Raw genomic sequence first — 15,273 nt, forward strand, 5'->3', positions numbered from 1 at the left:
ATAGTGAACTTCCTAACACTAGCGAAGTTCACGAAAGTCTGTATTAAATTATATATTGTGAAGTAATAACAAAAGCGCACGGAAATGTGTAAACAAAATTCCCTTATAAATATAAGCTTGTTCGCTTGTACGTGTATTTCGCAAAAAAAAGCATGAGAGGCTACTAAATTGGTAGTCTCTTTGTATTATTGGTATCCATCTACAATATGATTAATGTAGAAGGAGTGAATGCCAATGAAAAAGTTATCCATAACTTATTGTGAAGCAGATGGGAAATGTCATCTTAAAACGTTTACTAATACGATACCTGTATTGCCTAATGTAGGAGATAAAGTAGGTTTGGGAAATTCATTTTACAAAGTAGAAAGACGGGACTTTGTATACGTAGAAGAACTTAATACTGTTGAGGTATATATTTTCTTGAGTTAATGCATAAGGTTACATCCAATTGGGTGTGACTACATCAAAAAATGAGTTTCTTAAGGGTGAGACATATCGATATTGGGCACATAATAAAATTTGTACTCAACCAGGTAGACAGTTTGAGAGTCGGACAGATGATGGAAGTCTTTTCTATTATGAAGTACCAAAATAGGAGTTGAAATGTAATAACAGCAGGAGAAGATGAGGAAATTCAGTTTTGCGAAGCAAGCTTAAAAAACGCAAGTAGAAAAATTGCTGATGAAACGGATATACAAATAACCAGGCGCTCATTAAAATGTGAGTACCTGGTCTTTTTTTGTGATGAATATTAAAAAATTATGAAACTTTTATGGACCACAAATCGAGAAACAAGTGTGTTCTTTGAAATTTTTTTGTACCCAATCATCTATTTTGTTAAAAAAACGGATGAAATCGATGTCCATTGAATTATTTAAAGTACATGCAGTGAAAGCGATTTGATTCCACTGTTCAAGGTTAACTGAATTTGGGCCAAAGTAATTAAAATTCGGTAAAACTTCATATATATGTAGATGTAAAAAAGCAAATGCTTCTTCTGTTAAAAAAATTGAAGATTCATGCCAATGTTCATGTTTATAATCACCGTGCATGAATTCAAAAACATCACGTTGTTGTAAGTTTTGTAATGTATGAATTTTAATCATTTAATCCTCTTTATCTAAAAAGCTACTCATTTGAGTGACTAATTTTATTATTTATTAACTTCTATTGTATGAACAATATCTTCACCTTGTTTATCAAAGTTGGAATTTTCGGGTGCACTTACACGAATTTCAATTGTTTTTAAATCTTCAACTTTTGATTTTTTTAGAACATAAACATTATAGCCTTCATGTTCTACTTGACCAAGATAATCACCTTCTATATGTTCAGATAAAATCATATCCGGCTCTAGTTGTTCTTTTGTATTCGTTATGATTACTGCTTGCCCCAGATAGAAACTCATATCTTCTTTAGATGTATTTTCACCATTCATAGAAATAGTAATTGCATTCACTTCTTCTCCGACAGCGACATCAAACAGATTTGCAGCTTCTTCTGTTTTTACTGTAATTCTTTTTAACTGTACGGCATCGATATTGTATTTCATTGGTCCAGTTTGTCCGCTAATACCTAATTCTTTATCAGTATAAGTATTAATAGTTTTTAAATTTTCATCTTCTTGGACATCATCTTTTTTATCGTCATCTTTCTTATTCTCATCTTTTTTTGATGAATCATTTGTTTTGTCTGATGATACTGGTGTTTGGACATCATCTTTTTTCGGTTCTTCCTTAGCTTTGTCTTCTCCGCATCCAGCTAATCCTAAGCTTAATACTAATGTAGCACTAAAAATCAATTTTTTCATTTGTAAATCCTCCCTCTATATTTCCATTCTAGGTAATTTGGAGGTAAAAGTACATACTGAAAACAAACAACTGTCATTCGTTATCTGTTTTATCAGTTTCTATATTTGCTTAATTTATACGCATTTATAGCTTCTTCCTTTGTGCAAAGCTAACTTTATACAATTGGTAAAATTCCTTGGTAATTATATATAAATAAATTTAATTTAGATAATCACATGGAAAGGGGTAGTCTTTCAAATGAATAAAAAGTAGTCCTAACATAGAGAATTGGCTGGAAATGGTAGAGAGATATATGAGATGTTCTTAGCAAAAGAAAAAGAGAAAGAATAAAAATATGAGACAAAATGGGGAAAGTTATCGTTATAAGAGCGCTTGGTTTTAGTGGGCAAGTGATGGTTTGGGTGTTGAAGCTGTTAGTGAATTATCTTTATATGCCAGATGATGGCCGAGATCAAAACATAAGGAGTTTTGTGTGATATGTGGGTTAATCTAATCATCATAGCCAGTGGGGTATCAGTGATAATCACATGTTGGCAATAAAAAAGCTGCTTAATTGGTTGCAACAATTAAACAGCCGTGCGGTTTAGTATATACCCCTTATATCACAAAATCAGACGTTTGCGAGTCGAAACTCGCCAACGTCAAGCAGATTACAGGACCGGCTCCCCGGTATGCTTTGCCACTGTAAGTTGCTTGATGGGATGCCATCAAATACATAAAAGGAAGTAGGTGAGAACATGAACTATCAAGTGGAAAATCCAATGGTTTTAGGAACGATTGACAGTTAATAATGTACCGACATTTGCTATGTTAAGAGAGATTTCAAGGATTTGTACGGCTCGTTTATTGTAAGTAATGACGATTATATGGAGTTTCCAAACGGTGACATTGTCCAGGATAACATTCATACGTATCTTGAGGATCGTTACAACGCAGAATTTTGCACAAAAAAATAAACCACTACTCGCAATAGTGGCTTAAGAAAAATCATTTTTATCATCATATCATGAAAGGAAGTAATTTGCATGGTTTTAGCAAAAAATTCGACTACTGATATGAGTCGAGTGGTTAGACGCTCGTCGAGCTGGTATCGGTGGGTCAGATGTTGGCGCAATTATGGGACTTAATCAATATAAAAGTGCTTACCAGGTGTTCTTAGAAAAGACAGGACAATATTACGAAGAAGTTGATAATGAAGCTGTTTATTTTGGGAATGCACTAGTGGATTTTGTTGCACAAGAATTTGCTAAAAGAACAGGGAAAAAAGTACGTCGATTAAATAAAATGTTGATCCATCCAGAACATGATTTCATGCTAGCTAACCTTGACCGAGTTGTTGTTGGAGAAAGGGCTGTACTTCAATGTAATACGGCTAGTGAGTATCCGAAAGATGGTTGGGAGGGTGAAGAAATACCAGCAAGTTATTTATGTCAGGTGCACCATTACCTTGCAGTCACAGGATTTGAAAAGGCTTATATAGCTGTACTTGTTGGTGGCAATAAATTCATTTGGAAAGAAATAGAACGTGACGAGGAATTTATTCAAATCCTAATTGATCGAGAGAAAGACTTCTGGGAGAATCACGTTTTAAAAGATGTAGCTCCACCAATTGATGGCTTGGATGCAGCGAATGACTTAATCAAAAAAATGTACCCACAAGATGATGGTACAGCCATCATGCTCACAAAAGATGACGATGTTCTTTTAGATGCTATTGATACTATTTCTAGCGAAATCAAAGCATTAGAGCAACAAAAGAAAAAGTATGAGAATCAGATAAAACTTAAGCTCGAAAATGCTGTAGAAGGGCATTCTCCACGCCATGAAGTTACGTTTAAAACGATTGTCTCTAATCGTATAGACAGTCAACGTTTGAAAAAAGAGGCACCTGAAATCTACGAGAAATAAACGAAACAATCATTGTCCAGACGATTCAACTATAAAAAATTGGAAGCTTAATAAATTGCTACTACAAATGAGTTAAAAGCAAATCACAAAATCAAGTACAGAAACATGTTTCGCCTGAAGCATCATTAAATGCCTTTTTAAAAAAGATGGGTCCTGAAATTAAGCGCGCCTTACCAAAACACATGGATGCTGATCGTATCGCACGTATTGCATTAACGGCAGTTCGAACAACACCAAAGCTACTAGAATGCGACCAAATCAGTTTTGTAGCAGCACTTATGCAATCAGCTCAACTAGGGGTAGAACCAAATACAGGGCTAGGACAAGCGTATTTAATCCCTTACGGCAAACAGGTTCAGTTCCAGTTAGGTTATAAGGGATTAATCGATTTAGCGGTCAGAAGTGGTTAGTACAAAGCTATTTATGCCCATGAAGTGTTCCAGGAAGATGAATTTTCATACTCATATGGATTACACAAGGATTTAGTACATGTTCCTTCACAGAACCCAGAAGGTGAGCCAATTGGCTACTATGCTGTATACCACTTAAAAAACGGTGGATACGATTTTGTTTACTGGACTAGAGAACGTATTGAAAAGCATGCACATAAGTTCTCACAAGCCGTTCAGAAGGGTTGGACTAGCCCTTGGAAAACCAACTATGACGCAATGACCAAAAAGACAGTACTTAAAGAAGTTTTAAAGTATGCTCCTAAATCAATCGAGCTTCAAAAAGTTGTTGAGGCAGATGAAACTATAAAAACAGAGGTTTCTAAAGATATGTGCGACGTTATCGATGTAACTGATTTTTCAGTTGTGGAAGATGAAACGGTCCAAGAGGAATTAATCGTTGAACAGTAATGTAACCCATAAAGCCCTTCTACCCGCTTGGATATTCCAGCAGGCGAAGGATAACGATGAAATCAGTCGCTTGGTGCTGAAATGTAAGACTTAACTTGTCATTTCTTGCGCTTACCTGGGAAATTATTTTTTATTTCCTAACCTGTAACCACTTTTCAAAATAGAGCTATTGGTAAGGCTGATAAAAAATAATGAGGTTGGATTGTTAATTAAGTCTGTGATTAAAAATTTGAATACTACGTTAAAAGGAGATGCGAGGGCAAATGGCAAAATTCAGATACGTCTATACAACTTTTTGGAACGATCCTCGTGTGGTTGAGGAAATGACAGCAGAGGATAAATACTTCTTCCTGTATTTGCTGACAAATGAAAGCACGACTCAAATTGGCATCTATCAAATTACCAAAAAGCAAATAGCTTTTGATATGGGTTACTCAATGGAAAGTGTAGGAGCATTACTACAACGCTTCAGAGAACATCACAAGCAATGAAGAAACTCGTGAAATAGCTATTAAAAACTGGGGCAAATACAACCTGTATCGTGAAGGCAAACCGATTCTTGATTGTGTGAAATCAGGACTAAAAGAAGTGAAAGATACTTCATTAATTCAGTGGGTAGGCGAAGGAGTCTCGAATGATTCTGTACGTAACGTCTACGAGTCGTATTACGATACCTCACAATAACGTAACGCAAGAAAATGAAGAATCCAGAATCCAGTAATGGTGCGGGTTCTTACGATACGTCTACGATACGTGCACAAAAAGAAGAAGAAAAAGAAGAAGAAAATAAAATAGAAAAACAAACAACAGATGGTGAAGTCGGTCAGTTGGGAACGTGGTGTAAAGCCTGATACGATTCGATTCTAAGGTTCAGGTGTGTATCAACGACGTTCGAAAAGTGAAGTAAATAACAGATTACAGCTTATTAAGCTTGATGATTAAGGAAGTGGAAATATGAACACTTTAACATTTGAAATACCAGGGGGCATTCAACCACAGGAACGACCTCGATTTAGTAGACATGGCAAAAAGGTGGTCACGCATGACGCACCAAAGAGCAAGGACTTCAAAGACTTCAAAAGGTAAATCGTCCGAGTCGCCATCAATCAGCCCATTCATACAGGGCCAAAGAGAAAGCTTAAAGCGAGTGAAGAATTACGTCCGACAACAAAGCCTGATCTCGATAACTTGATTAAAGGCATCAAGGATGGATGCAACAAGATTATTTAGCACGATGATTCTCAGGTTGTTGAGATGACTGTGAGGAAGTTTTATTCAGAGCAACCTAGGGCAGAGGTGACGATTGAGTGGTAAATTTTGGGGATTAAAATCAAAAACCGGCAGAAAAAATCTGCCGAATAAAAAATTAATTTAAGTTATTTCCAAAACCATAATTTGCTTTAGGGCCAGAAGCTCCTTGGAGGTACTCTTCTTCCACACTTTGAATTTGTTGTCTTACTTGGTTGGCATCAGTCTCAGTTCCTAATTCTACGTTGTTCTTTGATCTCATAAAATTTTGATTTGAAAAACGACCAGAAGCTTGATTTTTGTTAGCTTCAGCTTGCTGGATTTTTTGTCTAATTTGGTCAGCAGTTTGGTTCTTGTTTCGATTTTTTGACATGGATTTCACCTCCTCAAGTTAGTCTGTTCAGAAGAGGTTTTATTATCACTAGAAATTATTATGTAATACTCATGAAGTTACCTATATTTACCAACGACACTAGTAAGTAATCAAAAAAATCTAAAACCTATCAAGGAGCCATTGAACAAGTTCGAAATTATTGGGGCTTAAAAGGATATGAACAAGAAGAAGTATTGGGATATGTGGCATCACATATTGGTACACAACATGGAAGGGGCTTAGAAATCAGAGAAATAGAAGGTATTCATTCTGATGAAGATGCACAGGTAATTATCTAAAATGAACAAAATGTACAAGTCGAAATTATAGAAATCAAAAGCAAATAGTTGTTGAACCATTGAAAGAAAATGTGCAATTAAAAGGAGACAAGCTTATGTGGAAAATGATAGTTAAAAAAGTTGGTACAGAGTCAACATGGGAAGAGGATATAGCTGTTATAGAAGTCGATTACAGAGGTCGAACTTGAGTAACACCATTAAGGAAAAATGCATCTAAAAAATCGGCAGAAGAAAATGCTCAAAATGTAATTAAATACTTTAATTCTACGCTTCGACCGCACGAAAGCCCACGGGAATTAGTTGATGTAATACAAGTTGATGACAACTAATTTTACTGCACAATATGAGTAAAGAAACTAAGAAAGGGTCACTCAAGATGGAAGTGACCCTGTAGAGGGATGATGTGACGGTCAACTAGCGTCACAACCTAGTAAGTGCGTGCGATACACTCAACGTTAATTTGTGCAAATCGAAGTTCCTTATACGTTAAAAAAGCCGCAGCGTTTGCAGACGCTACAGCTTCAGTACGAAACTATTGGAATTTTTAAGGTTTAGCAACTTTGAATAAAGCTTCTTCTCCAAAATAGAGCGATTAAAACATTGCCCTAAAAAACTCATAAAATCCCATATTCATAGGGATAGCCCAAATAAAGAATCCAAGTAGGGCAATGGGGACAAGTAAAAAATTATAAATCTTGGTTGGTAAAATATTGCCCAATAGGACTTTATATATCGCTGCGCATACTACCATAACAACAGGTAGTAATAGCATTGGTGGAATGAAATATAGTAGACTTCCGCCAATTGATAATCCTGAAAATATGTCCATTGCATTACCTCGTTATGCATTTTTTGTAAATTATATCATAAAAAAGCCGCAGCGTTTGCACACGCTACAGTAAACTAATGAACAATATGAGGATAAAACGAAAATAGAGCGATTATAATAACGCTCTATACTCCAGTTATGTATTAAAAATTACTTCTTATTTTCAAGTTCTTCGATACGTTTTTCTGACTTTTTGATTTTAGAATCAGCTGAAACAGCAAAGACAAATGACAAACAAGCTAAAGAAAAAGTCATAAGCGTAAAAGAGTCCATTTAAATACCTCCGAATAATAATAAAGAAAAACTGTTGTAATTAATTTACGGATGAAAATGGGAAAGGTTCCAAATAGTTCATGGCGATTGAAAAAGAAAAAGCCGCAGCGTTTGCAGACGCTACAGCTCAGAATTGGTTTATGCTCTTTGAGGTTTCTCAAAAGTATTATATCACACCATAGGAGGGCAAACCTAATGGGCAAACAAATCACATTTGAATAGAAAGAGGATGGGGCAAAACCCATCTCGGAATGAGCTGCTTCGATAGTTTGCTATTTCTTTATTTTTATTAAAAGCCCAATTCGTTCAACTAATAATCAGTGGGGATGAAGAAAGTCCCCACTGATTAAAGTTTCACTTTATATAATTTGGCTTACTTACTTTATCAATTAGTAGAATGCCATCATATTGATCGCGTGGAACTAGACTTTCCTCCATGTTTCCCCAGCTATATGATAAGCGTGGCTGAAACATCCATGAGTTCCCTCGTTCATTTTGACGGTTGCGTAAGTCGATAAATGTGTAAGGTTCATTTGTCGATGAAAGAATATCCTCGATTGATCCTTTTATTGGCGGTAAGACAGCCATTGGTTCGCGTAGATTGTTTGCAGTTTCACCACCAGCCATATAAAGACCAAGTACATAGCTATATTTTTTGTAGATATCTGGTAGACGTTCACCCATTAATTTTACAGAATCAGGGGAACCCTTTACTTCGGATTGTGCTTTACGAATATGGTCATTATGTGCCCAGACTATAAACTTTTCAGTTGGATAAACCTCTTCCGCTAACCAAAGTAGGTTTTCCATCATCGCTTGGTCACGCCATTCCATTGTCTTTAAAAAAGAAACATATTTATCTTGTTCAAGGTCAATAGTTGTTTTAATTGTTAATTCTACATATTCCTCCGCAAAACGGATACGGTCAGCAAAAGTACGTTCCATAAGCTTTACAATATGAGGCTCGCTTGGATAAGCTGCTTTTAACTCTTTTTCTTTAAGCGGTACTTGTGATTTTATTTGTTTATATACTGCGATAATTCCTGGTTTTACCTTTTGATAGCCTTTTAAATCATTACTGTAGTTCCATTTTGCAAGTTGCTTCTCTGCTTCATCGAAATGTTTAGCAAGCTGACTATTTTGTAGCCAGTCACCGTTCGTAAATGTACCTTGCAGTTGAATATCAAGGCCTGCTAATTTTAAAGGTTTATCTGTATGCTGTGTTTTCTTACTATATTCAAATAACGGTAGTGTTTCTTTTGCCCACCATTGGGGAAAAATAGCATCCTTCATCGTTTGTTGCGCTGTTTGTTTATCAATTTGACCTTGGGCATTCATGGCATTCCCCAAACCACTTTCAAAGGCAAGAACGTTGTAGCCCATTTCTTGGTGTAAAAATTGAATAATACGCGTTTTTGCTAGATTAAATTCAGCCACACCATGAGAACTTTCCCCTAAAAAAACGATGCGCTTATCATGCAATAAAGGCTTAAGCATCTCTAAATCTTGAAATTTATTAGCTGGTATTTTTTGTTTGCCAACTGTTTCAGGTTGAATGGATGTTAAGCTGTAAGAATGGTCGTTTGTCCACTTTTTCCAATCTTGAAGTGTTTCATTGGATGTGCAAGCTTGTTTGACTTCTAATTTATTATCTAAAGCTACACGTTCTTCTACTGTTGGAACTGCTGCTGATGCATTTGATACTCCGTTAAACGTAACAAAGCTTGTTAGAGCAATACTTAATGAAAATAAAATCTTACGTTTCTTACCTTTTGACACTCTCAATCAGTCCATGTATTAAGACCAATAATAAGCAAGTAAGTTTAAATTTTGTTTAAATTTTGTTTAAATTTGGCTTATTAATATAATTTTGGTTAATCAATGAAAGTTGTAGATGCCTTTTTTAGGTTCAACCTATTACTATTTAACGAACTATCGTGGGGATGTACTAGCCCTAACGAATACAAATGGTGACATTGTGGCGCAATACACATATGACGCATGGGGCAATATCATGAACCAAAGCGGTACAATGCCAACTATAAACCCTTATAGATATGCTGGTTATCGTTAAGATGAAGATACAAAGCACTTCTATTTAATGGCACGTTACTATAACCCAGATACAGGTGTGTTTTTATCTCGTGATCCAGTTCGTGGGGATGCAATAAATCCTTTAACATTGAATGGTTATAATTATGCGAATAATAATCCGGTGATGAATGTTGATCCGAATGGGGAATTTGTTCAGTTTATTCCCATGGCTGTATATTATGTTTATGTAGGATACCAAGCATACAAAAAAATTAAATATCTTAAATACACAGTTAGCGCTGTTGCGAATTTTATTAAAAATGCTCCCCGTATAGGGTCAGCTTTAAAAAGTGATACCTATCATCGAGCTGCTAGTTGGGCAACTTTAAATCAATTAAAGAAAGGAAAAATATCCACATGGATTGGAAAGGATGGAACAAGATACGTTGGATTAAAGACTAAAGGAAGTGTAAATGGATCTAATGGTATTTTCGAATATATTTAAAATAGTAAGGGACAAGTCACGCACCAATTGTTTATAAAGGGAGGGAAATTGTAATAATGAGAAGAGAAATTCAAACAAATGATTTTGTAAATAATTCGTTATTTATTGTTGTACCTTATGAGTTTATTATCAAAATAACAGATTTATCATGGAGTGAATTATATTTTGGGGTTAAGTGTGGATTTATAATACCTGATGCAGCAATTGATAAAGCTGTTAAACTTATTGAACAAGAAAAAGAGATTTCTACTACATTATTTGATTTGGGAAGTTTATACAAACATGAATCATCTTTAGTAGAAAAATATCTAGTTGAACTAGTTGAACTAGAACCATTACAAGATATTACTGCTATTAGAGAGAAGTGGTTATATCTGATACTAAGTTGGTTATTTAACCATCAAGAACAGTATAATATTTTATATGCTGAAGTACCGTATGAAATTGAAGGTGTTTATGAAAAAGTAACTGTGATTTGGGACGATTTTGAACGAACGTCTATTCTTGAGAATCTCTTTGTAAATAGAGACATTATTAATGATACGTCGGATTTTATATTAAATAATGACAAGTCCGATTTAACTGATTTCTATCAAGAGTGGGAAAATTATTTAAACAAACAAGAAGAACGTTTTAAACCTTTATAAAAACTAAAAAAATTCATTGTATTTTATCCTGCACACTAAAATTCGTGCTTCCCTGTGAAGCATGAATTTTTTATTATTCTTTCCAGTTCTAAAAGCTAATCAATTAACGCATAACAATTGGAGATGCAGTTTTTTGTCTAAATTTACTGCAGAAAAAAACTACAAGCTATTCAACGCTATTTAAATGGTAATGGAAGATATAAAGATATTGGGCAATCAATTGGTGTATACAAGAAAATGATCATTATATGGGTGAAACAATATGAACATAATGGCCTTGATGCCTTTTGAAACACACAACAGTTTAAACTGGACGTACAAAATTTTATGATTGAAAACGGTACATCCTTAATTGAAACAGCAGATACGTTTAATATACATTCTTGAAATGGAAAATGCGTATATAAAAAAGTTGAATGCCTTAATTCAAAACAAGGAACAATCACCAAACAAGACAAATCACAAGCAGTCTATGAATTAAGGCATAAATTTCCGGTGAAGTATTTGTAAAGCTAGCAGGAATTCCTCGAAGCAGTTACTTTTACTATGTGAGCAAAATGAATTAGACTGATTCCGATGCAGATTTTAAAAAGGAAATCCAATCTATTTACGATGAGCATGAAGGTCGTTATGGCTATGTCGTATTCTTTACGAATTAGTGAATCGTGGGAAGAAAGTGACTCATAAGAAGTATCAACGTATCATGAAATAACTTGGTTTAAAGTGCCTTGTTCATATAAAAAAGTATAAATCGTATAAAGGAACAGTAGGTAAAATTGCGCCAAACCATTTAGATCGTCAATTTACGGCTTAAGAAACAAATGAGAAATGGGTTACGGATATTACGGAATTTAAATTATTTGGAGAGAAACGTTATTTATCAACTGACTTAGATTTATTCAACAGTGAAATTATTACGTATACAATAGGCTTTCGGCCATCGTACTTACTTGTTATAAAGATGTTAGAATAGGCTTTAGAGCGCCTAACAGAAGAGCACCAATTAAAGATGCATTCAGATCAAGACTAACACTATCAAATGAAAAATTACCGTCACACTTCAATCAAGAGGAATTAAAAAAGTATGTCTCGTAATGGAAACTGTTACGACAATTCCGTCATGGAGAATTTCTTTGGCATTGTGAAATCAGAATTTCTATAAATATCGTGCATTTTAAAATTAAATTAGAAAAATACATACCGTATTACAATACAAGACGATAAAAGCAAAATTAAAAGGCGTGAATCCAATAAATATCGAACTCATGCCCAAACCGTTGCCTAATGAGATAACTATAACTTTTAGTGGTCACTTCATTATGACTTACTTTTTTTTACAAGCTGCAGGATTTTAATACCGAGTTGTAAGTTTGTTTTTCCTACCATTAAATTTTCCTGTTCGGGAATTCAAAATTTCAGTTATTAATTTACCATTTTATTGCTGTGGTACAATTTTAATAAAAAACTCCTCGTACCTCAGTTTGTACCTCAAGTTGTACCACAGTTAAAAACATTTAAATACACTTATTTATATAGGTATAAAAATTTCTTTTTAGCGAAACCTTGATATTATGCACATCAAAAAATTAAATACATTAGGCTACAAACCGAGGTCATAAGTAATCCTTATTGAAAAAGATAATATTAATGTAATTTACTTATGAATATAAATGCGCTAATATGGGTATTGGAGAAAAGATGCTTTAACAATTTATATAGGCCTTTTCAAAAAGATATTTAGGGGGATCCGCAAATGGCACAAGGTAATTTACACAACAGCCGCGCATCATTCGAAGTTAATGGTAAAACTTATAATTACTATGACTTAGCTGCGATTGAAAAAGCTGGCGTTGCAAAAGTTTCAAACCTTCCTTACTCAATCAAAGTATTATTAGAATCAGTTTTACGTCAATATGATGCATATGTTATCAAAGAAGAGCACGTAAACGAATTAGCAAAATGGGGTAACGGTGCAGATCCAGAAGCAGAAGTACCATTCAAACCTTCTCGCGTAGTATTACAAGACTTCACTGGTGTACCAGTAGTAGTTGACCTTGCTTCTCTACGTTCTGCTATGAAAGAAATGGGCGGCGACCCAAGCAAAATCAACCCTGCTATTCCAGTTGACCTTGTAATTGACCACTCAGTACAAGTTGACAAATATGGTAATGCATCTGCATTAGCAGCAAACATGGACCTAGAATTCGAACGTAACGCTGAGCGTTATAACTTCTTAAAATGGGCACAAACTGCTTACGATAACTTCCGTGCTGTACCACCAGCAACTGGTATCGTTCACCAAGTAAACTTAGAGTATTTAGCTCCAGTTGTACACGTAAACGAAAATGCTGACGGTACATTCGAAACTTTCCCAGATTCAGTAGTAGGTACTGACTCACATACAACAATGATCAACGGTATCGGCGTTCTTGGATGGGGCGTTGGTGGTATCGAAGCTGAAGCAGGTATGCTTGGTCAACCTTCATACTTCCCAATCCCAGAAGTTATCGGTGTTAAATTAGTTGGCGATCTTCCAAACGGAACTACTGCTACTGACTTAGCATTAAAAGTAACTCAAGTATTACGTCAACGTGGCGTAGTTGGTAAATTCGTTGAGTTCTTCGGACCTGGCGTATCTAAATTACCACTAGCTGACCGTGCGACAATCTCTAACATGGCTCCTGAATATGGTGCTACATGTGGTTTCTTCGCAATTGACGAAGAATCATTAAACTACATGCGTTTAACTGGTCGTGACGAAGAGCACATCGCGGTTGTAGAATCTTACTTAAAAGCTAACCACATGTTCTTCGATCCAACTTTAGAGCCAGTTTACACTGACGTATTAGAAGTAAACTTAGCTGAAATCGAACCAAACCTTTCTGGTCCAAAACGTCCACAAGACTTAATTCCACTATCTCAAATGCGTACTCGTTACAAAGAAGCAGTAGTGGCACCACAAGGTACACAAGGTTTCGGTTTAACTGAAGATGAATTCGCAAAAACTTCTGTAGCTAAATTCGCTGAAGGTGATGTAGAAATCCCAACAGGTGCTGTAGCAATTGCTGCAATCACTTCTTGTACAAATACATCTAACCCATACGTATTAATCGCTGCTGGTTTAGTTGCGAAAAAAGCTGTAGAAAAAGGCTTAACTGTACCTAAATGGGTAAAAACTTCTTTAGCACCAGGTTCTAAAGTAGTAACTGGTTACCTTGAAGATTCAGGTTTACAAACATACCTTGACCAAATCGGTTTCAACACTGTAGGTTACGGTTGTACAACATGTATCGGTAACTCAGGTCCATTACTTCCTGAAATCGAAGACGCTATCAAAGATAACGACTTATTCGTAACATCAGTTCTTTCTGGTAACCGTAACTTCGAAGGTCGCGTACACCCACTTGTAAAAGCTAACTACTTAGCTTCACCACCACTTGTTGTTGCTTATGCACTTGCTGGTACTGTGGATGTTGACCTACAAAAAGATTCATTCGGTAAAGACAAAGATGGCAACGATGTATTCTTCGCTGATATCTGGCCTACAACTGAAGAAGTTAACGCTGTATTAGGTACTGTAGTTAACCGTGAATTATTCCAAAAAGAATACGAAACTGTATTCACAGCAAACGAAAAATGGAATGCAATTGAAACATCAACTGAGTCTCTATACACATTTGATGACAAATCAACTTACATCCAAAACCCACCATTCTTCCAAGGTCTTGCGAAAGAGCCAGAAGCTATTAAAGGCTTAGAAGGCTTACGCGTTATGGCGAAGTTCGGTGACTCAATTACAACTGACCATATTTCTCCAGCTGGTGCAATCGGTAAAGATACACCTGCAGGTAAATATTTAATCGAAAACGGTGTTGCAATCCGTGACTTCAACTCATACGGTTCTCGTCGTGGTAACCACGAAGTTATGATGCGTGGTACATTTGCAAACATCCGTATCCGTAACCAAGTTGCTCCTGGTACAGAAGGTGGATTCACTACTTACTGGCCAACAGGCGAAGTAGAGTACATCTATGACGCATGTATGAAATACCAAGCACAAGGTACTGGCTTAGTAGTACTTGCTGGTAACGACTACGGTATGGGTTCTTCTCGTGACTGGGCTGCTAAAGGTACTAACTTACTTGGTATCAAAACAGTTATCGCACAATCTTACGAGCGTATCCACCGTTCTAACTTAGTAATGATGGGTGTTCTTCCACTTCAATTCATGCCAGGTGAATCAGCTGATACTTTAGGCTTAACTGGTAAAGAAGAAATCTCAGTTAACATTACTGACAACGTGAAACCACGTGAAATCTTAACAGTTACTGCTAAATCTGAAGACGGATCAGTTAAAACTTTCCAAGCTTTAGCTCGTTTCGACTCAGAAGTAGAAGTAGACTACTACCGTCACGGTGGTATCCTACAAATGGTTCTTCGCGCGAAAGCTGCTCAATAATCATTTAAATAAAAACCGATCTCTTAG

Annotated in this window: 15 protein-coding genes and 4 pseudogenes; 13 read left to right on the top strand and 6 right to left on the bottom strand. The window is 35.7% G+C overall.

All coding sequences use genetic code 11. The features are described 5' to 3' along the window. Positions 1 to 234 precede the first annotated feature (234 nt). On the top strand, positions 235 to 429 hold the full coding sequence (locus JNUCC51_RS23305) for a hypothetical protein (protein WP_337989988.1): 195 nt from the start codon (positions 235 to 237) through the stop codon (positions 427 to 429). 341 nt (positions 430 to 770) lie between these two features. Here the strand turns inward: JNUCC51_RS23305 and JNUCC51_RS23310 are convergent, their stop codons facing one another. After that, positions 771 to 1,106 carry a hypothetical protein gene (locus tag JNUCC51_RS23310; protein ID WP_337989989.1) on the bottom strand — a complete coding sequence of 112 codons (336 nt, stop codon included), beginning with the start codon at positions 1,104 to 1,106 and terminating at the stop codon, positions 771 to 773. Between the two features lie 47 nt (positions 1,107 to 1,153). After that, positions 1,154 to 1,810 (bottom strand): hypothetical protein, encoded by a 657-nt coding sequence (locus JNUCC51_RS23315; RefSeq protein WP_337989990.1) that lies wholly within the window; start codon positions 1,808 to 1,810, stop codon positions 1,154 to 1,156. A gap of 867 nt (positions 1,811 to 2,677) precedes the next feature. On the opposite strand from JNUCC51_RS23315, the gene JNUCC51_RS24905 reads away from it, so the two are divergent. From JNUCC51_RS24905 to JNUCC51_RS23340, 7 genes and pseudogenes are all read left to right on the top strand, one after another. Beyond that, entirely contained in the window at positions 2,678 to 2,767 is a 90-nt protein-coding gene (locus JNUCC51_RS24905) for a hypothetical protein (RefSeq protein ID WP_443137020.1), read from the top strand. A gap of 160 nt (positions 2,768 to 2,927) precedes the next feature. Beyond that, positions 2,928 to 3,719: a YqaJ viral recombinase family nuclease gene (locus JNUCC51_RS23320; protein ID WP_337989991.1), complete on the top strand. Its 792-nt coding sequence runs from the start codon at positions 2,928 to 2,930 to the stop codon at positions 3,717 to 3,719. A 140-nt stretch (positions 3,720 to 3,859) separates the two neighbouring features. Continuing rightward, positions 3,860 to 4,579: pseudogene (locus JNUCC51_RS23325) on the top strand (recombinase RecT); the annotation flags it as partial. A gap of 263 nt (positions 4,580 to 4,842) precedes the next feature. After that, positions 4,843 to 5,192: pseudogene (locus JNUCC51_RS24910) on the top strand (replication protein); the annotation flags it as partial. An 85-nt stretch (positions 5,193 to 5,277) separates the two neighbouring features. Beyond that, positions 5,278 to 5,430, top strand: coding sequence for a hypothetical protein (locus tag JNUCC51_RS24915; protein ID WP_443136968.1), 153 nt, complete (start codon positions 5,278 to 5,280; stop codon positions 5,428 to 5,430). A 103-nt stretch (positions 5,431 to 5,533) separates the two neighbouring features. Beyond that, positions 5,534 to 5,665 carry a hypothetical protein gene (locus JNUCC51_RS23335; protein WP_337989992.1) on the top strand — a complete coding sequence of 44 codons (132 nt, stop codon included), beginning with the start codon at positions 5,534 to 5,536 and terminating at the stop codon, positions 5,663 to 5,665. A 27-nt stretch (positions 5,666 to 5,692) separates the two neighbouring features. Continuing rightward, a pseudogene (locus JNUCC51_RS23340) lies at positions 5,693 to 5,893 on the top strand (RusA family crossover junction endodeoxyribonuclease). A gap of 52 nt (positions 5,894 to 5,945) precedes the next feature. Here the strand turns inward: JNUCC51_RS23340 and JNUCC51_RS23345 are convergent. From JNUCC51_RS23345 to JNUCC51_RS23360, 4 genes are all read right to left on the bottom strand, one after another. Further along, the gene (locus JNUCC51_RS23345) at positions 5,946 to 6,200 is read right to left on the bottom strand and encodes a hypothetical protein (RefSeq protein WP_337989993.1); all 255 of its coding nucleotides are present in this window, start codon (positions 6,198 to 6,200) and stop codon (positions 5,946 to 5,948) included. An 891-nt stretch (positions 6,201 to 7,091) separates the two neighbouring features. Continuing rightward, the gene (locus JNUCC51_RS23350; RefSeq protein WP_337989994.1) at positions 7,092 to 7,328 is read right to left on the bottom strand and encodes a hypothetical protein; all 237 of its coding nucleotides are present in this window, start codon (positions 7,326 to 7,328) and stop codon (positions 7,092 to 7,094) included. A 150-nt stretch (positions 7,329 to 7,478) separates the two neighbouring features. Further along, positions 7,479 to 7,601, bottom strand: coding sequence for a hypothetical protein (locus tag JNUCC51_RS23355; RefSeq protein WP_337989995.1), 123 nt, complete (start codon positions 7,599 to 7,601; stop codon positions 7,479 to 7,481). A gap of 354 nt (positions 7,602 to 7,955) precedes the next feature. Next, positions 7,956 to 9,380, bottom strand: coding sequence for an erythromycin esterase family protein (locus JNUCC51_RS23360; protein WP_337989996.1), 1,425 nt, complete (start codon positions 9,378 to 9,380; stop codon positions 7,956 to 7,958). A 115-nt stretch (positions 9,381 to 9,495) separates the two neighbouring features. Here JNUCC51_RS23360 and JNUCC51_RS23365 point away from each other — a divergent pair, with 115 nt between their 5' ends. The 5 genes and pseudogenes from JNUCC51_RS23365 to acnA all read left to right on the top strand — a co-directional run bounded on the left by JNUCC51_RS23365 (position 9,496) and on the right by acnA (position 15,246). After that, on the top strand, positions 9,496 to 9,675 hold the full coding sequence (locus JNUCC51_RS23365; protein WP_337989997.1) for an RHS domain-containing protein: 180 nt from the start codon (positions 9,496 to 9,498) through the stop codon (positions 9,673 to 9,675). A 27-nt stretch (positions 9,676 to 9,702) separates the two neighbouring features. Further along, positions 9,703 to 10,140: an RHS repeat-associated core domain-containing protein gene (locus JNUCC51_RS23370; protein WP_337989998.1), complete on the top strand. Its 438-nt coding sequence runs from the start codon at positions 9,703 to 9,705 to the stop codon at positions 10,138 to 10,140. Positions 10,141 to 10,196: 56 nt separating this feature from the next. Continuing rightward, a complete protein-coding gene (locus JNUCC51_RS23375) occupies positions 10,197 to 10,787 on the top strand; it encodes a DUF2247 family protein (protein WP_337989999.1) in 591 nt (196 codons plus the stop codon). Positions 10,788 to 10,920: 133 nt separating this feature from the next. Further along, positions 10,921 to 12,072 (top strand): annotated as a pseudogene (locus tag JNUCC51_RS23380) (IS3 family transposase). A gap of 468 nt (positions 12,073 to 12,540) precedes the next feature. Next, positions 12,541 to 15,246, top strand: a complete 2,706-nt coding sequence (acnA, locus tag JNUCC51_RS23385; RefSeq protein ID WP_337990000.1) for an aconitate hydratase AcnA — start codon at positions 12,541 to 12,543, stop codon at positions 15,244 to 15,246. Positions 15,247 to 15,273 lie beyond the last annotated feature (27 nt).

Origin of the sequence: Lysinibacillus sp. JNUCC 51 (assembly GCF_015999525.1) — a bacterium.
GTDB lineage: Bacteria > Bacillota > Bacilli > Bacillales_A > Planococcaceae > Lysinibacillus > Lysinibacillus xylanilyticus.